Source organism: Janthinobacterium sp. 35 (assembly GCF_002754575.1).
Classification (GTDB): Bacteria; Pseudomonadota; Gammaproteobacteria; order Burkholderiales; family Burkholderiaceae_D; genus Janthinobacterium; species Janthinobacterium tructae.
On record NZ_PEFN01000001.1, the window covers coordinates 805,925 to 824,009 of the forward strand.

The window sequence follows — 18,085 nt, forward strand, 5'->3', positions numbered from 1 at the left end:
TGACTGCCGCGAAATACCGTTCGCTTACGCACACAGCCGCTCACTCCTGTGCCCACTCATGCCGACACGCCGAACGGGCTGCGTATATCGGACAGAAATTGTTGTGCGCGCGCATGTTGTGGCCGCGCAAAGAAATCCTCGGGCGTGGCCCGCTCCAGCACGTGCCCGTGGTCCATGAACCAGACGCGGTCCGCCACCTCGCGCGCGAAACCCATCTCATGCGTCACGCACACCATGGTCATGCCGCCCTGCGCCAGGTCGCGCATCACTTGCAGCACCTCGCCCACCATTTCCGGGTCCAGCGCGCTGGTCGGCTCATCGAACAGCATCAGCGGCGGCTGCATGGCCAGCGCGCGGGCAATCGCCACGCGCTGCTGCTGGCCGCCCGACAAAGCCGCCGGCATGGCGCGCGCCTTGTGCGCCAGCCCCACCCGTTCCAGCAGGGCCTGCGCCCGCTCCTCGGCTGCGCGCCGGGTCAGGCCGCGCAAGCGCTGCGGCGCCAGCGCGCAATTGTCCAGCACCGATAAATGGGGAAACAGGTTGAATTGCTGGAAGACAAAACCGATGTGCGAGCGCAAGGCGTTGACGTCCAGCCCCGGCGCGTCAATATCCTGGCCGGCCACCGTGATGCGACCCGCAGCGATCGCCTCCAGGCGGTTGATGGTGCGGATCAGGGTCGACTTGCCGGAGCCGGACGGCCCGCACACGACCAGCACCTCGCCCTTGGCGACGTGTTCATTGATATCGCTCAAGGCGTGATAGTCGCCATAGTATTTGTTGACGTTGTCAAAGGTGATCATGCTGCCGCTTTCAAAAGACGCGCCTGGCGCCGCTCAAGCCAGAAGGCGGCGCGCGACAGGCTGAAACATAAGACAAAGTACGTCATGCCCAACAAAAAATACACTTGCACGGGCTTGGTCAGCACCAGGCCGTTGACTTGCGAGGCGATGAACGACACCTCCGCCAGGCCGATGATGTATCCCAGCGAGGTTTCCTTGATGGTCGAGACGAACTGGTTGACCAAGGATGGCAGCATGTGGCGCAGCGCCTGCGGCAGCACCACCGTGCGCATGCTGTCCAGATAGTTCAAGCCCAGCGACCGGGCCGCCTCCACCTGTCCCGTGGGCACGGCTTGCACACCGGCACGCACGATCTCGGCCAGATAAATGCCGTCGAAGATGACGAGGGCCGCCAGCATGGTGCCGAATTGCCCGCTTTCATGGCCCGTAATGCTGGGCAGGAAGAAATATGCCCAGAAGATGACGAGCAGCAAGGGGATGCCCCGCACCACGTGGATCAGCGCGGCGACGGGCCAGCGCAGCAGGCGCCAGGGGCTCAGGCGGGCCAGCCCCAGCAGCAAGCCGAGCGGCAAGCTGAGCACCAGCGCCAGGCTGGCCAGCAATACCGTCAGCGCCAGGCCACCCAGCGGCCCCTCGGGATAGCGTCCCACAAGAAAATACAACCAGTAATCGTGGATGAGTTCCAGCATCAGGACACCTTCCTTTGCAGCAAGGCCGCCAGGCCCGCGATCAGCAGCGAAACGGCCAGGTAGGCCGCGCTGGCGAAGACGAACGCCTCCACGCTGCGGAACGAGGCCGCTTCCACGCGTTGCGTCTGGTACATCAGCTCGGCCACGCCGATGACGGTGGCGATGCTGGTGTTTTGCCACAGGTTCAGGGTTTGCGATAGCAGCGGCGGCGCGGCCAGTCGCAGCGCCTGCGGCACGATGCACAGGCGCATGGTGGAGAGAAAGCTGAAGCCCAGCGCCCGGCCCGCTTCGAATTGCTGGGCGGGAATGGCACGGATGCCGCTGCGGATGTCTTCCGCCATGTAGGCGGCCGTGTATAAGGTCAGGGCCGCGATGGCGCTGGCCGCTTCGATATTGCCGGCATACAAGCGCTCCTTCCAAGAGTCGGGCAGCAGTTCGGGCGCGCCGAAATACCAGAACAGGAAGTGGGCCAGCAAGGGCACGTTACGGATCAGCTCGACGTACGCGGCGCCCAGGCCATTAAGCAGGCGCGACGGCGCGAGGCGCAGCATGGCCACGCCGCACGCCAGCGGCAGCGACAACAGCAAGGTAATGCCCATCAGTTGCAAGGACAGCAGCAAGCCGGAGACCAGCCAGTCGCGGTAGTCGCCGGACAGCAAAAAGTTCAGATCAAACATGCGGAAGCGTCAGGCGAGGTTCAGGCGTCGATCTTGTCCGATTCAATTTTAAATGTGCGTTTCTGGAACTTCACATTGCTCGTCGGGCCATACCATTTGAAAAACAGTTTTTCCGCCTCGCCCGATTTTTCCAGTCCCCGCAACACCTGGTCGACGGCTGTTTTCACGCCCGTCTCGCCCTTGCGGATGCCGAAGGCAAACACTTCCTGGCTGATGTTTTGCGGCAGCACAAGGTAATCTTTTTGCGCGGCGCCCAGCTTGGCGTAGTTGTTCAGCAGCGAGACTTCATCGTCGACATAGCCGACACCCTTGCCCTGCTGCAAACCCAGATACGCCTGGCCCGCCGTCTCGAACGTCACCACGTCCACGCCGGGCACGGCCTTGCGGATGTTCGGTTCCTGCGTGCCGCCCTTGACGGTCAGCACTTTCTTGCCGGCCAGGCCAGCGACCGTCGTGATATTGCTGCTTTTTTTGACCAGCACGCGCTGGCCCGTGTAAAACGTGGACAGGGAAAAATCGATCAGCGCTTCGCGCTCCTTGTTGTGCGTCAAGGACGCCGTCAGGATGTCGATGCGCGCCTGCTGCAATTCGGGAATGCGGGCAGCCACGGCCAGCTGTTTCACGACCGCTTTGACGCCGAGGCCCTGGGCGATGGCGCGGCACAGGTCCACTTCATAGCCGACCAGCTGGCGCGACCTGGCGTCGATAAAACTGTTCGGCTCGTCCGTGCCCAGGGTGCCGCAGACCAGCTCGCCTTTCGCCTTGATGGCGGCCAGCTGGTCCGCTTGCGCCACCTGAGTGAAGGCGATGGAGGTGAAAAGAAGCGCGGCGAAGTGAAGACGGGTCTGCATGGGATTCCTCTGGTGGCGTAATGAATGCCGCCATTAGACCGCAGCGCCCTTATTTCCAAAAAGGAATCTTTTCACCCTTGCTTATAAAGAATTCATCTAAGGCGAATGATCGCCGCTTTTGCCGCCACGGCGCCCGGATAGCGGGGATCGAGCTGCAGCGCCTGCCGATAGGCCGCGACAGCCTGCGGGTGCAAGCCTTGCTCCACATAAAACTCGGCCAGGCTGTCTTGCAGATTCGCATCGCGCGGATGCAGGCTGACGGCCGCCTGCAACACAGCCATGCCTTGGCCCACGGCGCCGCTGCCTTTCAGGCGATACGCTTCCAGGTTCAGCGCCGCCGGGCTGGCCGCGCCCAGCGGGTCGCGCTCCAGCGCCAGGCGCAGGGCGGCAACGGCGGGTTCGGTCTTGCCGGCGCGCAGCAAGGTCAATCCTTGCAGCGCATGCGCGCGGTCGCTGAGCGGATACAGCGCCACGGCCAGGCGGCTGGCCGCCAGCGCCGCCTCCACCTCGCCGCGCGCGGCCGACCCTTGCGCCAGCTCCAGCAGTTCCGGCACGAAATCGGGATAGGCGCGCTGGCCGCGGAAGGCCGCACGCAGCTGGCTATCGAGTGCGGGAATGGACGCGGGCGCGGCCGGCCAGGCGATGGCGGCCGTGCGATCCCAGCTGGCGGCCAGGACCACGACGGCTTGCTCGAAGGCGGGATCGAAGCGGGGCAAGGTGCCGTCCGCTGCGCCTTGCGACAACAGGACATAGTCGCGCGCAAACGCCAGCGCGCCGCCGCGTGAATAGGTGCCCAGGTCGATGCCCGACTGGCGCAGCGCCTCGGCCATGCTGGCACCGGCCGCCAGGAAGACGCGGCCGCCGGCGGGATGGCGGGCCGCCTCGATGAAGGCGCGCGCCGACTTGGCGTCCGGCGCCAGCGCCTGGCGGTTGATTTGCAGGAATGCCTCGCGCGTGGCGGTGGCGTCGGCATACGGCTCATGCGTGCGCTCGGCATGCGCCCTGCCCTCCTCGAACAGGCCTTGTGCCACCTGGTAAGCGCGCTGCGCGCCGGCCTCGGCGATATACGTATTGAGCTGCCACGGCTCGCCCGTGACGACCTCGAACAGGCGCTGCACGAAGGCCTCGGGATTGACGCGCTCGAGATTGGCGGCGACGGCAATGGTCAGCTTGCGCGAGGGAAAGCTGTACAGATAGGTGACGGTTTCCGGCTGCTGGCCGCTGTGCGCGATGGCGTAGCGCCCACCCGTCGGTAAGATTTCCCAGCCCATGCCGTAATTCGTCAAGCGGCCAGCGCGCGTGGCCATCGGCTGCACCATGGCGGCCACGCTGGCTGCCGACAGTATCTTGCCTGCATGGACGCCCCTGCCAAACGCCAGCATGTCGGGCACGCTGGCGCGCGTGCCTCCAGCCGAAAAGCGGCTGCTGATGTCGACGAATTCGGAATTCTTCCACTCCTTGCCGGCCAGCCGGTAGCCGCGCACGCGGTGGGCAATCACGGCGTCCGGATCATCCAGCACGGTAGCGTCCATGCCCAGCGGCCCCCATACGTGGCGCCGCATGTAGCCGCCATAGCTTTCGCCCGAGGCGCCCTCGATGACGGCGCCCAGCAAGTTGTAGCCATAGCTGGTGTAGCGGAAGCGCGTGCCCGGTTCGGCGATCAGGTCGAACTGCTCGAAGACGGCGATGGACTGGCGCGTATCCTTGTGCTCCTTGAAATGCTGCTCCACCTTGCTGTCGCGGTAGGCGTCGATGCCGCCCAGGTGGCCCAGCAACTGGCGCACCGTCACGGGGAACGCTTTGACGGGGAAGTACGGCACATAGGTTTGCACGGGTGCATCCAGGTCGACCTTGCCCTGTTCGACCAGCTGCAAAATGGCCACCGCCGTCATGGGCTTGGTGACGGACGCCAGCCGGTAGCTGGAGCGGGCCGTGGCCGGCACCCGGTTTTCCAGGTCGGCATAGCCGTAACCTTTTACCCATTCCACATCGCCCTGGCTGAAACCGACGGTGACGCCCGGGATGCGCTGCGTGGCCATGCGCTGGGCCGCCCAGCCGTCGAACTCCATCAGGCGCGCAGCCAGCGCAGCGGAGGGAGCAGATGAGGGAGCGGAGGCGGCCTGCGCCACGCCGCACAACAGTGCCAGCGCGCCGGCGAAACAAGTCTTGCTTTGCATAGTCATGATTCCATGGTGAGGGCCGTGTGCACAGCACGGCGCTGATGCATGGTAAGTGTCTTTTACACACTGTTGGCGGGCCGTGCACGAAATGCACGCAGCACGCACGAACGGCACCGAAGACGATGAAAATGTTGCAAAGGGTTGGCAAATGAGCAGCTACAATGCCCGCCATGCCCTCCTTCTTCCGCTACCTGCTGCGGTACTGCCTCGCTTGCTGCCTGGCCTTGCCCTCTTTCGCCTGCGCCATGCATCCGCTATCGCTGGACGACGGCTGGCGCACCTGCGGCAACACGCCGTCTGCGCCCGCCGCGCTGCAGCAGCTGGTGCGGCCAGGCCTGTTGCTATGCGTGGAACGCGAGGTCACCCTGGCCGCCACGCCGTCGTCGACGCAACTGCTGGTGCTGTCGGCCTTGGCCGCCAGCGAACTCTGGCTCGATGGCGACAGGATCGGCAGCAATGGCCAACCGGCCCGCCAGGCCAGCGGGGAACGCGCGGGCGACATCGATTTCGCCATCCACCTGACGCCCCAACAGTTGACCGTCGGCAAGCACCACCTGCGCCTGCTGCTGTCGACGCAGCAGGTGCCGGCGCACCTGGCGTCGCCCTTTTATGCGCTGTACCTGGTCGACCGGCAAGACTACCGCGCGGCGCTGGCCTGGTACCGGCTGCCGCCGCTGCTGCTGGCCGGAGCGCTGGGCGCCGTCGCCCTGCTCTTCCTCGTCTTGACGGCGCTGTACCAGCGGCAACGGCACTGGGCCATGTTTGCCACGCTGTGCCTGGTGGCGGCGCTGCTGCTGGTGGCGGAACTGTGGCGCAGCTTTGCCGGCTATGCCTATCCCTTGCACATGCCGCGCCTGTACGCCGTCTGCGCCCTGACCTGGCTGTTTTCCACCTTGCTGCCCCTGTATTTCTATACGGCTTACCGCCTGCCGCGCTGGCCGCTGGCGGCGGCAGTACTGCTGGCGTGCATCGCGCTGGCCGGCGCCTTGCCCACGCATTTCGACGCGCGCTGCTGGTGGATGTTTCTGACGGGCCTGGCAGCGAGCCTGGCGCTGAACCTGATCGCCGTGTGGCGCCGCCTGCCGGGCAGCCGCGGCGGCACCTTGATCGCGTTGGCCTCGTGCGCCCTGTTCCTGCTGACGGGCAGCCAGTTTGCCGAGGGCGGCTTCGCCCTCGTCGTGTGCTTCTTGCTGCTGCCCCTGTGTGCGCAATTGCTGGCGCAGCTGCTGCGCGAACGCGGCAAGGCGGCGCGCGCCCAGCAGCTGGAAAACCAGCTCTTGCGCAAAAGCATGCAACCGCATTTCCTGATGAATTCCCTGAGCCTGATCAGCGAACTCAATGCGCAATCGCCGCAGGCGGCCGAAACCTTCATCGAGGCGCTGGGCGCCGAGTTACGCATGCTCAACGAGTTTGCCCAGCAGCCCAGTATTGCCCTGACGCAGGAACTGGCCCTGTGCCAGAATTACCTGAGCATCATGGGCACGCGGCTGCAGCAACCGTGCGGCCTGCAGCTCGATGGCGAGGTGGCGGGCATTACCGTGCCGCCCGCCATGTTGCTGACGGCGCTGGAAAATGCGTTCAGCCACAACCGCTACCGCCACGGCGCGGCTTTTATCCTGCGCATCGCACAACATGCGCAAACGCAAGTGCTCACCCTGCTCCTGCCCGAAGGCGTAGCGCGCCCGCATGCGGGTAGCGGCGTGGGGGAACAGTACATCCGCGCCAGCCTGCACGCCGTGTTCGGCGATGCTGCCCACTATGCCAGCGAACAGCATCAGGCAGGCTGGCGCCTCACCTTTACCTTGCCGGTGGCGCCATGAATGTGTTGATACTGGAAGATGAACCGCTGATCGCGCAAGGCCTCGAGCGCGAAGTGCGTGCGCATTTCGGCGCGCGCCTCAGCAATCTCGTGCTGCATGACAATGTCCCGCAAGCGCTGGCCGCCCTGGCGCAGGAGCAAGTCGACTTGCTGCTGCTGGATTTGCATCTGCACGGCGCCGATGGCTACGACCTGCTGCGCCTGGCCCAAAAGGCCCCGTTCCAGACCATCATCGTCTCGGCCCACGCGGAACGCTCGATCACGGCCTTCGAGTTTGGCGTGCTCGACTTCGTTGCCAAGCCGTTCAGCCGCGAACGCCTGCACAAGGCGCTGCAACGCTATACGGGGCGGCACACGGAAGCTGCCTCGCTGGCCGTCAAGAAACGGGGCGCGCTGGAATGGATCGCCTTGGCCGATATCGACCATGTGCAAGCCGATGGCCACTACAGCAACATCGTGCTGCGCAGCGGCGAACAGTACTTTCACGACTTGCCTATCGACAAGCTCATGGCCCTGCTGCCGCCCCACTTCCTGCGCGTGCACCGCTCCTACATCGTCAACAGCCTCGGTTTCAAGCGGCTGCAGATCGCCGCAGGCGGCAAATACGCGCTCGACACGCAGACCAGCACGGGCATTCCCGTCGCGCGCAGCAGCTATCCCGCGCTGAAACAGCGGCTGCTGGGTTAACGTCCCCGCTTACCAGTGCTGGGCAAAGTTGGGAAATGGCGAGGCCATGTGCTCGGGCTCGACAGGCGGCGCCATCCAGTCGCGCGGGTCGACCTTGTAGTACTGCAAGAATTGCGCATACAGTTCTTCGTGGTGCTCGGCCATCTGGTAGGGCTTCTCAAAAAAGGTTTCCGTGGCCACGGCAAAGAATTCGGCGGGATTCGTGGCGCCGTAATGGTCCATCACGCTGTGCTGCTGGTAGATGGCGTCATGGCGCAGGTTGTCAAAGTCGCGCGACAGCACCGTGGCCCAGCTGCGGTAGCTCGACACGCTGGGCAGGTAAGGCGCGCCATTCGCGGCGCCCGATTCGCTGTCGAGCTGGTGGGCGAATTCATGCAGCACCACATTGTGGCCATCGGTCCAGTCGGCCGCACCGCGCTGCACATGGTCCCAGGCCAGCACCACGCGGCCATCGCCCCAGGATTCGCCCAATAAACCATTGGCCGATGGCGTGACCACACCGCCCGGCCCCACTTCATTGCGCGTGACGATGAATTCAGTGGGATACACGAGGATGGTGTCGAGCTCCGGATACACCTGGGTCTGGCGATTCAGCAGCAGCAAACAAGCCTGGCCGGCGATGGTGTAGCGCATCTCGTCCGTGATCTCCAGGCCGCCGCAACCGACGAATTTCTTCTGGTACAGGAATTGCACGACGAGCCGGCGCAACTGTTCCTGCAGCGGCGCCGGCATGCGCGGATACACGGGAATATTTTTTTCCAGCACGGCCAGGCCTTCAGGCGGCAAGGGCCTGGACAGGGCCCGCTTCAAGCGCCAGCGGGGAAACCACAGCGACAAGACGATGGCGGCCGTGACGAGGGCGATCCACAGCAGCGGATTCATGCGGCGGCCCGTTTCGGGCAAGGCAGTGGCGGACACGATAACAAGGCGGCGTAGGCAGACAAGGACAAGCTCCTTCGAATGAACCCGCAGCGGGACGAGCGGGCAGTCCAGCCCACATGGGGATGCTTGCAGTCTTTTCAATCAGACTACGTGAAACGGCCTGCCTGAACGCCAAAAGCCGGGTTGCAACCCGGCTTCTATTACGTCACAACGCCTGACAAAACCGTCGGGTGTTACTCGGCAGATTTTTGCTGTGGGGCACCAAACAATGCGGCGACGAGCGGATCGCGCGTCACGGGACCGCGGTTGACGCGGATGGCGTAATGTGTGTCATCGGCCAGGATGTGGAAATGGCGGCCGCTGCCTGCCATGCTTTGCTCGCGCAGGCCGGGACGATCCTTGCGCGGTGGCGCGCCTTCGCGTTTCGGCTGGACGATGGCGGCCAGGAAGGCGCGCACGCGCTCAGGATCTGGCGTCAGCTGGTACACTGCCTTGCCCAGGTAGGTGGCCGTGCCTTCGATGTAGCGGGCCAGTTCGATCACGCCCGCTTCGCGCAAGTCGCGGATGTATTTGCGGGCGCCCGATGGAGAAAACTTGAGGAACCAGGCGATTTCATCGGCCAGCATCTCGTGCAGCGACAATTCGCCGATCAGCTTTTGCATGTTTTCGATGCGGCGCAGGGTGGCCGACGTCGAACGCACGCGCTCGATCGGTGCCATGGAAATGGGATTCAGGCGCTCCGGGGGGATGGGTGCTGCGCGCTCTACCATTTGCGAGCCTTTTTCGGGGCTACGAAGTTCCTGGTGCGCTGCCTTTAATTCGCTCTTCACGTGAGACTGAGTCATTGCATGCATTTGAATACTCCTTTTAAACGATTGCCGGTAGCCCGGATTGTTAAGTTCTTGGCAATTTTTATACCAGAACACCACGAATCCTGAGCGTCTGGACACAGAATGCCATCCTGCTCTTCCTTGGTCTGTGCGTTAACGAACATTAGGAACAAGAAAGTGAAAAATATTTCCTCACTGAATTATTTCCACAAAGCATCTACATGCAGTGACATTTCTGCGCTCAAGGTGAAGTGGCGAACAGAAGCATCGGCATTCTTGCCATAAATTCAAGCTTCACGCGCGGCGCCCGCCGCCGCCTCGCGATACCTCGACTCTTGCAAAGGAATCATCATGAAAATACCTGCCCTGTTGGCCGCCGCCTTGCTCGTCTCCCTGTCCGCCTGTAAAAAACCGGCAGATGCGCCCCTGCCCGAAATGGCACCGAACCCCGCTTCCGCCCCGCAGGTGATGCCCGCCCCCGTCACGCCTGCCGTACCGGAAGCCGGTCCCGGCCACGTGACGCCGCCCGCGCCGCTGACCGACCCAGCCACCGCACCGGCACTGCCGCCCGCCACGGCGCCGAAATAACCCCGCCAACCGGCGATCGATCAGGCGCCCGCGTGGCGCCGCCCCTACTCCACGGGGGAGTTACGCGTTGCCAGCCTGTTTGCAACGCGTTTTTTTACGATTGGAGTCGGCCACGCCGTGAAGGTTCACCCGCATGCCGTCCCGCAAGCGCCGCGCCAGGAATGCGGCAATCCGCACAAGCTTTCCCCTCGCCGTGCGGAAAGACGGAATATCGATATTTTCCATTTTCAATAGAATCAAATTAAACCTTTATAAACAATCACTTGCAATAAACGCCAAAATGCGCTCCACTGGCACGGAAGATGCTTTTATATTTTCATAACCGCCATCAGAGCGGCAGCCTGACCCAATATAAAAACCATCTACCTTTTTGGAGACAACAGCATGGCAAGCACCTTCCGCATCTCGTCCTTCCTGAACACCAAGGCACTGGCCGTGGCCGTCGCACTGGCCGCGCAATTCCCGCTCGCCGTCCACGCGGCCGACCTGGTCCGCCTGGGCAACCTGAAATTCGCCCATTACGGCGCCGTTGCCTACATGAAGGAAATCGCGCCCAAATACGACCTGAAAATCGAGGAACGCATCTTCGCCAAGGGCCTCGACATCGTGCCAGCCATGATCGCCGGCGAAATCGACGTCTCCGCCAGCGCGCTGGAAGCGGCCATCACGGGCCGTGCCACGGGCTTGCCCGTGTACCTGGTGGGCGGCTTCGCCAAGGGCGGCGTGCAAATCGTCGGGCGTCCCGACCTGAACATCAAGGGTATTGCCGACCTGAAAGGCAAGAAAGTCGGCGTCACGCGCGGCGGCCCGCAGGAAATCCTGCTGTTTGCCGAACTCTCCAAGGCCAAGCTGACCTGGTCCGACAAGCCGGGCAAGGACGTGCAGATCCTGTACATGGGCTACCCGGACCTGAACCAGGCTCTCTTGACCAAGGACATCGACGTGATGAGCCAGTCCGAGCCCTACTCCACGCAGGCGATCCACAAGAAATACGGTTCGGCCATCCTCAAGCCGTATGACACGCCGCTGGGCGAGCCCGTGCGCGCCCTCGTCATGACGGAAAAGATGTACAAGGAAAAGCCGGCCGTGGCCCAGCGCTTCATGGATTGCTTCGTCGCCGCCACCCGGGCGTTTTTGGCCGACCCGAAACTGGCGGAGAAATACGTGCGCGAATCGATGTTCAAGAACCAGATCACGTCCGACGATTACCGCGATGCCATCGACAACGCCATCTTCACGGAAGACATCACACAGAGCCACGTGCAGCTGACCACCGACTACATGGTGAAATTCGGCGTGGGCCGCATGGCCAAGCCGCCTGCCGCCAAGGACTGGGTCAAGCTCGACCTGCTGGAAAAAGCCAAGAAAACCTACGCTCCACGCTAATCTGAAAGTGTCACGATGAATATTCAAATGATGAAACGCTTCGCGCACGGTGCCATCGTGCCCGTGGTCGTGCTGCTGTTCTGGCAAGCACTGTCCACGTTCGGCTGGATCAACCCGCAAATCCTGCCCTCGCCCGTGGCCGTGGTGGTGAAATGGTATGAATACCTGATCCCCATGCAAGCGTACACGCCCGAAGCGGGCAATTACCTGGTGTGGATGTTCTCCGGCGAATTGCCGCACGACGCCTGGGCCAGCCTGTCGCGCGTGCTGGGCGGCTTCGCCATCGGCGCCGGCCTGGCCTTGCCGCTGGGATTGCTGATGGGCACCAACAAGACCATCTATAAACTGTTCGACCCGCTGGTGCAGGTGCTGCGCCCGATTCCGCCGATCGCCTACATTCCGCTGGCGATTTTGTGGTTCGGCCTGGGCAACCCGCCCGCCTTCTTCCTGATCAGCATCGGCTCCTTCTTCCCTGTGCTGATGAATACCATCGCCGGTGTGCGCCAGGTCGACGGCATCTATATCCGCGCCGCGCGCAACCTGGGCGCCAGCCAGATGACGATGTTCCGCCGCGTCATCCTGCCGGCCGCCACGCCGTATATTCTGGCCGGCGCACGCATCGGCATGGGCACGGCCTTCATCGTCGTCATCGTGGCCGAAATGATCGCCGTCAACAGCGGCCTCGGTTTCCGCATCCTGGAAGCGCGCGAGTACTTCTGGTCTGACAAGATTATCGCCGGCATGTTTACCATCGGCCTGTTCGGCCTGGCCATCGATATGGCCATGAATGCACTGAATAATCATTTGCTGCAGTGGCACCGCGGCCTGGAACACTGAGAGGAACGGCCATGACCACGATCAATATCAATGCAGTCAATAAAATCTTCACCACGGGCGGCGCCGACGTCATCGCCCTGAAAGACATCAACCTGGAAATCGCCAGCGGCGAGTTCATCTGCCTGCTGGGGCCGTCCGGCTGCGGCAAGTCGACCCTGCTCAATGCCATCGCCGGCTTCTCGCAGCCGACGTCCGGCCAGATCCTGGCCGGCGGCAAGCTGATCACCGAACCCGGCCCCGACCGCGGCATGGTGTTCCAGGAATACGCGCTGTTCCCGTGGATGTCGATCGAGAGCAATATCGCTTTCGGCCTGGAAATCGCCGGCAAGACGCCGGCTGAAATCAAGGAACGCGTCGACATGCTTCTGAGCATGCTGGGCTTGACGGAATTCCGTGCCCGCTACCCGAAAGACTTGTCGGGCGGCATGCGCCAGCGCGTGGCGATTGCCCGCGTGCTGGCCCTCGATTCGCCCATCATGCTGATGGATGAACCGTTCGGCGCGCTCGATGCCTTGACGCGGCGCAACCTGCAAGATGAATTGCTAAAAATCTGGAAAGTCTTCGGCACCACCATCGTTTTTGTGACGCACTCGATCGAGGAATCGATCTACCTGGCCGACCGCACCATCGTCATGACCTACCGTCCCGGCACCATCAAGCGCGACGTGGCCATCGACCTGCCCCGCCCGCGCGACCCGAGCGACCCCGAGTTCAACCGCTTGAAACGCATGCTGGGCGAGATGGTGATGGAAGAGCAGCAGCGCCATCACAATGCGGAAACGATGGCCAGTACCGCCGATTGAGGGCGCTTGATTAAGCGACTGCAAACTTATTTGGGGTCTGACCCGCCGGGTCAGACCCCAAGGCTATTCGCCCCCCTGCTGGCCGTGGGTTCGCTGGCCGTGCTGACGTGGGCGTCGTATGCCTGGGTCAAGCAGCGCCAGCTCGATGAATTGCACCGCACGCTAGACTCGCGCGCGGAACTGTATGCGGCGTCCATCGGCGGCGCCCTGAATAAATACGAATTCCTGCCCCTGGCCGTGGCCCAGAGCGATGCCGTGGCGCAATTGCTGGAACAGCCCGGCGCCGACAGAGTCACGCAGATCAACGCCTACCTGGTCGACATGAACCGCCGTGCAGGCGCCTTTGCCGTCTACGTGCTCGACGACAAGGGCACGACCCTGGCATCGAGCAACTGGCAAGACCGCAGCTCCTACGTGGGCGTCAACTACGGCTTCCGCCCCTATTTCAAGAACGCGATTGCGGGCGGCATCGGCCGCTTCTACGGCATCGGCTTCTCCACCTTCGAGGCCGGCTATTTCATTTCCCAGCCCGTGCAGCGCGACGGATGCATCATCGGCATCGTCGCCGCCAAGGTCAACCTGGACTGGATCGAGCAATCGTGGCGCACGCCTGGTGCGGGCGAACAGATCTGGGTCAAGGATGCGAATGGCGTGATCATCCTGGCCACCACACCCGCCTTCAAGTTCAAGACCCTGGCACCCCTGTCGCCGGCCGCGAAGAACGATATCAGCGCGCAGCGCCAGTTCCTGCAGGAAAACCTGCCCATTTTGCCGCACAAGGTGCTGCGCCAGTTCGCCGACGGCGCCAGCGTCATGACCCTGGAGCGCCAGCAGTCGGGCGACATGCCGGCCCTGTCCGGCAGCGCCGACAAGGCGGACTATCTGGCCGTGAACCGCGCCTTGGGCCCGCTGCAATGGCAAATCACCGTGCTGGCCGAACTCGACCAGGTCAACGAGGCGGCGCGCAACGCGGCCATGGCCGCCGCGCTGGGCTGGGCCTTGCTGCTGCTGGCCCTGATGTATGCGCGCCAGCGCCGGCGCCGCATCGCCGACAAACTCAATGCGCAACAAACCCTGGCGCGCGCCTATGAACAGCTGGAAATCAAGGTCGAGCAGCGCACGGCCGACCTGGTGCACGCAAATGGCCGGCTGCAGGCGGAAGTGGCCGAGCGCGAGCGGGCCGAGCAAACCTTGCGCTATGCCCAGGCGGAACTGGTGCAAAGCGGCAAGCTGGCGGCCATCGGCCAGATGGCGGCCGGCGTCACGCACGAGCTGAACCAGCCGCTGGCCGCCCTGCAGACGTTTTCCGACAATGCCAAGGTATTCCTGGCACGCGGGCGCATCGACGATGCGCTCGACAACCTGTCGACCATTTCCGACCTCGTCAAGCGTCTCGGCTATGTCACCTCGCAACTGAAAGGCTTTGCGCGGCGCAGCGACGATGCGCGCAAACCCGTCAGCGTGCGCCAGGCGTTTGCGCAAACCATGCTGCAAATCCGCACGCGTAAGCATTCGCAACGCCTGACCCTGCATGAAAGCTGGCCCGAGGACGATATCATCGTGCTGTGCAACGCCATCGGCCTGGAACAGGTGTTTACCAATCTGATCACCAACGCCATGGATGCCGTGCCGGAAAGCGAGCCCGTGCAGATATGGTTCCAGGTGCGCCGCGAAGGTAGCCTTGCCATGCTGCATATCACCGATAATGGCCCCGGCATCCCGCTGGCCTCGCTCGACAAGATCTTCGATCCCTTCTATACCACCAAGGAACACGGGCTGGGCTTGGGATTGTCGATCAGCGCAGGCATACTGCGCGCGGCCGGCAGCGCACTGGCCGTGCGCAACCGCAGCGCGCAAGAAGGGGGCGGCGCACAATTTACCATCACCCTGAGCTGCGACCCGGGGGATAGAGACGAAGGAAACATCTGATGCACGAGAATAATTTTGAAGGCATGCAAGTGCTGCTGGTGGAAGACGATGCCGTCGTGCGCAAGGGCGCCCGGCAATCGCTGGAACTGGCAGGCCTGCAAGTGACGGCCGTCGCCACGGCCGAGGAAGCGCTGCCCTGGCTGGTGCCCGAATTTGCCGGCATTTTATTGAGCGATATCAAGCTGCCCGGCATGGATGGCTTGAAACTGCTCGATATCGCCGTGGCGCAGGATGCCAGCCTGCCCGTGATCCTCGTCACGGGCCACGGCGACGTGTCGATGGCCGTGGGCGCCATGCGCCGTGGCGCCTACGATTTCATCGAAAAACCGTTTTCCGCCGACCTGCTGGTGGAAGTGTGCCGCCGCGCGCTCGACAAGCGCCACCTGGTGCTGGAAAACATGAACTTGCGCCGCCAGCTCGAACAGCGGGTCGGCATCGAAGCGCGCATCGTGGGCCGCAGCGCAGCCATGGCCAAGGTGCGCCAGCTGGTGCTGAACCTGGCGCCGAAGTCGGCCGACATCATCATCCTCGGCGAAACGGGCACCGGCAAGGAACTGATCGCGCGCTGCCTGCACGACTTCAGCGAGCGGCGCGACCACCCTTTCGTGGCCATCAATTGCGGCGCCCTGCCCGAGTCGATTTTTGAATCGGAACTGTTCGGCCACGAGGAAGGCGCATTTACCGGTGCGCAGCGCCAGCGCATCGGCAAGATCGAATACGCGAATGGCGGCACCCTGTTTCTCGATGAAATCGAAAGCATGCCGCTGGCCTTGCAAGTGAAACTGCTGCGTGTGCTGCAGGAACGGCAAGTCGAGCGCCTCGGCTCGAACAAATTGATTTCCGTCAATTTCCGCGTGATCGCCGCCGCCAAGGAAGACTTGAGCGTGCTGGCCGAACAGGGCAAGTTCCGGCCCGACCTGTATTACCGCCTGAACGTGGCCAGCCTGACGCTGCCCGCCCTGCGCAACCGGCGCGAGGATATCCCGCTGCTGTTCGAATTTTTCGTGCTGCAGGCAGCCTTGCGCTACGGCCAGCCTGCCGCCCTCGTCAGCGGCGAGCTGATCGCGTCGTTGATGGCGCAGCGCTGGGCCGGCAATGTGCGCGAGCTGCACAATGTGGCCGACCGCTTCGTGCTGGGCTTGCTCGACGACACCCTGAGTCCGGCCGGCTGCCGCGAAGCCTCGCTGGCCGAGCAAGTCGACACCTTCGAAATCTCCATCATCGAAGAAGCCTTGCGCCGCCACAACGGCAACGTCATCGAGGCGGCGGCTGCCTTGAATATCCCGAAGAAAACCCTGTATGACAAGCTCAAGCGATTTGATATCTCGACGGAACAATTCCGTTGATCAGTAGCAAGTAGCCGACACAGCCATGAGGCGCCGTCCTACCCGTGCCGGCGGACTCCTGTGTGAGAATGCCAGCTCACATCAACACTTGCACAGGACACTGCCATGAAAACCGCCGCTCTCTTGCTGGCCGCCACCCTGATGACCGTCGGCGGCGCCTGGGTGCAAGCCCAGTCGACGACGAATGTCAACCAGACGGGCAACCACACCAACAATCCGAATGATCCGGGACAGAAATCAGACCAGTCCGACAAACTCGACAACAAGGGCAAGCTGGTGCACGACGCCAAGCCCGGCAAAACGCGCACGGACAAGCGCAGCCGCCGCGGCAAGCCCGTGGCCACGCCGGACACCCCGGCCGCCAGCGCAGCGGCCACCTCGCCACCAGCGACGCCGCGCTGAACTACAGCACGTGGCGATCGAACAGCCAGGTGCCATAGCGTTCGACAAAGACATAAGTGTTGAAATAGTGGGGCTGAGTATGACTGAGTCCCACGAACTCGACCGTCAAGCTGATGGTCTGTGCGTCATGCACGGTCCAGTTGTATAAGCGGCGCTCAAGAAGATAATTGTAGTCATCGATACGCGGCGGCTTGATCAAAGCCAGTTCGCCGTTGCGGGTCGTCACCATCCGTATCGCATGCGCAGGCTGGCGTACCGCCCCTGTTATCTGAAAAAAAACCACGACAGGATTGATGGCCGCCTTGACGACCACCAGGTCGTCGGCACGGGTGATGGCGGACAAGTCCACGCGCCGCTTGAATTTCCGGTTGGGCGCCTCATTCATGAAGCCCAGATCCAGCGCGCCTGGCACAGGCGCCGAAGCGGCGCGCATGTCATACGGCGCATCTTCCGCCTGCGCGGCTGGCAGCACGAGCGCGCCGCACAGCAGGGACAGCAATATCGATAATCGTAATGTCATGGGCTAACTCCTGCAACGATCCATGCCGCGAAACGCGCGGCCCGCTGATGCCGGTCGCAGGTGGCCCTGATGCCGCCCGCGTCTCAAGCATAAGGCAATCGTGCACTCATGAACAGTAGCCGCACGCTATCATCGCATCATTAAAAAATAACAAGGATGGCAATGAAAGCAGCATGGCAAACGATGCTTGCGGCAGGCGTACTGGCCGCCGCCGGTGCACAGGCGGCGCCCACGGTGGGCGAGTGCATGGAGCTGACGACGGGCATCAAGTTCAGCAAGAACAACGGCGACGCGCAAGTCAACGTCGAGGAAACCTTCGAGGGCAAGAAGCTCAAGGGCATCCAATTGATACTCGACGGCGGCGTCTTGCTGGCCACGTCCTACCAGGACATCCGCGACGGCCAGGTATTCCTGACCGGCATGGTCCATTACAACGAAGACGGCAGCGTGCGCAGCAAGAACGTCTACGCGCCGCAATCGGCCATCCCCGCCAACATGCGCCCCGGCCAGGAAGTGCGCGTGCAGTTCTCGGACACGCAGACGAGCACCCACTACCCGCTGGCCGGCCTGTCCGACAAGATCACCACCTCCACGCGCACGGACAAGCGCGATTTCTCCATCACCTTCCTCGGCTGGGAACGCCTGGAACTGGGCGGGCGCCGCTTCCCCGACGCCTGCAAGTTCGAACTGCGTGACGTCGGTGGCAAGAGCAAAGGCAAAAGCGGCGAATACGTGTGGTACGCGCAAGGTTACGGCGTGATCATGACGGACAAGCTGGACCGGGATGGCGAGGTGCAGCCAGCGTATCGCATTGCACTGACGAATATCCTCAGCGCGCAGTAACGCAGAAGGCCGCATT

At 63.0% G+C, this 18,085-nt stretch carries 19 protein-coding genes; 10 read left to right on the forward strand and 9 right to left on the reverse strand.

Annotation, left to right across the window (positions count from 1 at the left end):
• Positions 1-56: 56 nt before the first annotated feature.
• The 5 genes from CLU93_RS03575 to CLU93_RS03595 form a co-directional block, all read right to left on the reverse strand.
• Positions 57-800 (reverse strand): amino acid ABC transporter ATP-binding protein, encoded by a 744-nt coding sequence (locus CLU93_RS03575; protein WP_099760026.1) that lies wholly within the window; start codon positions 798-800, stop codon positions 57-59.
• Complete coding sequence (locus CLU93_RS03580) at positions 797-1,489, reverse strand: amino acid ABC transporter permease (RefSeq protein ID WP_099760027.1); 693 nt, start codon at positions 1,487-1,489, stop codon at positions 797-799. Before CLU93_RS03580 ends, CLU93_RS03575 begins: the two co-directional genes overlap by 4 nt.
• Positions 1,489-2,166 (reverse strand): amino acid ABC transporter permease, encoded by a 678-nt coding sequence (locus CLU93_RS03585; RefSeq protein WP_099760028.1) that lies wholly within the window; start codon positions 2,164-2,166, stop codon positions 1,489-1,491. The genes CLU93_RS03580 and CLU93_RS03585 overlap by 1 nt, the downstream gene beginning before the upstream one ends.
• 20 nt (positions 2,167-2,186) lie before the next feature.
• Complete coding sequence (locus CLU93_RS03590; protein ID WP_099760029.1) at positions 2,187-3,017, reverse strand: transporter substrate-binding domain-containing protein; 831 nt, start codon at positions 3,015-3,017, stop codon at positions 2,187-2,189.
• Between the two features lie 92 nt (positions 3,018-3,109).
• Positions 3,110-5,194: a serine hydrolase domain-containing protein gene (locus CLU93_RS03595; protein ID WP_180287798.1), complete on the reverse strand. Its 2,085-nt coding sequence runs from the start codon at positions 5,192-5,194 to the stop codon at positions 3,110-3,112.
• Between the two features lie 164 nt (positions 5,195-5,358).
• On the opposite strand from CLU93_RS03595, the gene CLU93_RS03600 reads away from it, so the two are divergent.
• Complete coding sequence (locus CLU93_RS03600; RefSeq protein ID WP_099760031.1) at positions 5,359-7,017, forward strand: histidine kinase; 1,659 nt, start codon at positions 5,359-5,361, stop codon at positions 7,015-7,017.
• Positions 7,014-7,703: a LytR/AlgR family response regulator transcription factor gene (locus tag CLU93_RS03605; protein WP_099760032.1), complete on the forward strand. Its 690-nt coding sequence runs from the start codon at positions 7,014-7,016 to the stop codon at positions 7,701-7,703. The genes CLU93_RS03600 and CLU93_RS03605 overlap by 4 nt, the downstream gene beginning before the upstream one ends.
• A gap of 9 nt (positions 7,704-7,712) precedes the next feature.
• On the opposite strand, the gene CLU93_RS03610 is transcribed toward CLU93_RS03605, so the two are convergent.
• Together CLU93_RS03610 and CLU93_RS03615 are read right to left on the reverse strand one after the other, a co-directional pair.
• Positions 7,713-8,585: a zinc-dependent peptidase gene (locus CLU93_RS03610; protein ID WP_099764217.1), complete on the reverse strand. Its 873-nt coding sequence runs from the start codon at positions 8,583-8,585 to the stop codon at positions 7,713-7,715.
• A gap of 233 nt (positions 8,586-8,818) precedes the next feature.
• On the reverse strand, positions 8,819-9,355 hold the full coding sequence (locus CLU93_RS03615; RefSeq protein ID WP_099760033.1) for a winged helix-turn-helix domain-containing protein: 537 nt from the start codon (positions 9,353-9,355) through the stop codon (positions 8,819-8,821).
• Between the two features lie 411 nt (positions 9,356-9,766).
• On the opposite strand from CLU93_RS03615, the gene CLU93_RS03620 reads away from it, so the two are divergent.
• Complete coding sequence (locus tag CLU93_RS03620; protein ID WP_099760034.1) at positions 9,767-10,003, forward strand: hypothetical protein; 237 nt, start codon at positions 9,767-9,769, stop codon at positions 10,001-10,003.
• A 60-nt stretch (positions 10,004-10,063) separates the two neighbouring features.
• On the opposite strand, the gene CLU93_RS28145 is transcribed toward CLU93_RS03620, so the two are convergent.
• Entirely contained in the window at positions 10,064-10,228 is a 165-nt protein-coding gene (locus tag CLU93_RS28145; protein WP_180287799.1) for a hypothetical protein, read from the reverse strand.
• Positions 10,229-10,387: 159 nt separating this feature from the next.
• Here CLU93_RS28145 and CLU93_RS03625 point away from each other — a divergent pair, with 159 nt between their 5' ends.
• The 6 genes from CLU93_RS03625 (at position 10,388) to CLU93_RS03650 (ending at position 16,706) form a co-directional block, all read left to right on the forward strand.
• The gene (locus tag CLU93_RS03625; protein WP_099760035.1) at positions 10,388-11,389 is read left to right on the forward strand and encodes an ABC transporter substrate-binding protein; all 1,002 of its coding nucleotides are present in this window, start codon (positions 10,388-10,390) and stop codon (positions 11,387-11,389) included.
• A 27-nt stretch (positions 11,390-11,416) separates the two neighbouring features.
• On the forward strand, positions 11,417-12,226 hold the full coding sequence (locus CLU93_RS03630; protein WP_373629728.1) for an ABC transporter permease: 810 nt from the start codon (positions 11,417-11,419) through the stop codon (positions 12,224-12,226).
• 11 nt (positions 12,227-12,237) lie between these two features.
• Positions 12,238-13,029, forward strand: coding sequence for an ABC transporter ATP-binding protein (locus tag CLU93_RS03635; protein ID WP_035826298.1), 792 nt, complete (start codon positions 12,238-12,240; stop codon positions 13,027-13,029).
• Positions 13,030-13,059: 30 nt separating this feature from the next.
• The gene (locus tag CLU93_RS03640; protein ID WP_099760036.1) at positions 13,060-14,958 is read left to right on the forward strand and encodes a sensor histidine kinase; all 1,899 of its coding nucleotides are present in this window, start codon (positions 13,060-13,062) and stop codon (positions 14,956-14,958) included.
• A complete protein-coding gene (locus CLU93_RS03645) occupies positions 14,958-16,304 on the forward strand; it encodes a sigma-54-dependent transcriptional regulator (protein WP_096234587.1) in 1,347 nt (448 codons plus the stop codon). Before CLU93_RS03640 ends, CLU93_RS03645 begins: the two co-directional genes overlap by 1 nt.
• A 105-nt stretch (positions 16,305-16,409) precedes the next feature.
• Positions 16,410-16,706, forward strand: coding sequence for a hypothetical protein (locus tag CLU93_RS03650; RefSeq protein WP_099760037.1), 297 nt, complete (start codon positions 16,410-16,412; stop codon positions 16,704-16,706).
• Position 16,707: 1 nt separating this feature from the next.
• Here CLU93_RS03650 and CLU93_RS03655 read toward each other — a convergent pair whose 3' ends face one another.
• Positions 16,708-17,226, reverse strand: coding sequence for a hypothetical protein (locus tag CLU93_RS03655; RefSeq protein WP_133250729.1), 519 nt, complete (start codon positions 17,224-17,226; stop codon positions 16,708-16,710).
• A 162-nt stretch (positions 17,227-17,388) separates the two neighbouring features.
• Here CLU93_RS03655 and CLU93_RS03660 point away from each other — a divergent pair, with 162 nt between their 5' ends.
• On the forward strand, positions 17,389-18,069 hold the full coding sequence (locus CLU93_RS03660) for a hypothetical protein (RefSeq protein WP_133250728.1): 681 nt from the start codon (positions 17,389-17,391) through the stop codon (positions 18,067-18,069).
• Positions 18,070-18,085: the final 16 nt, after the last annotated feature.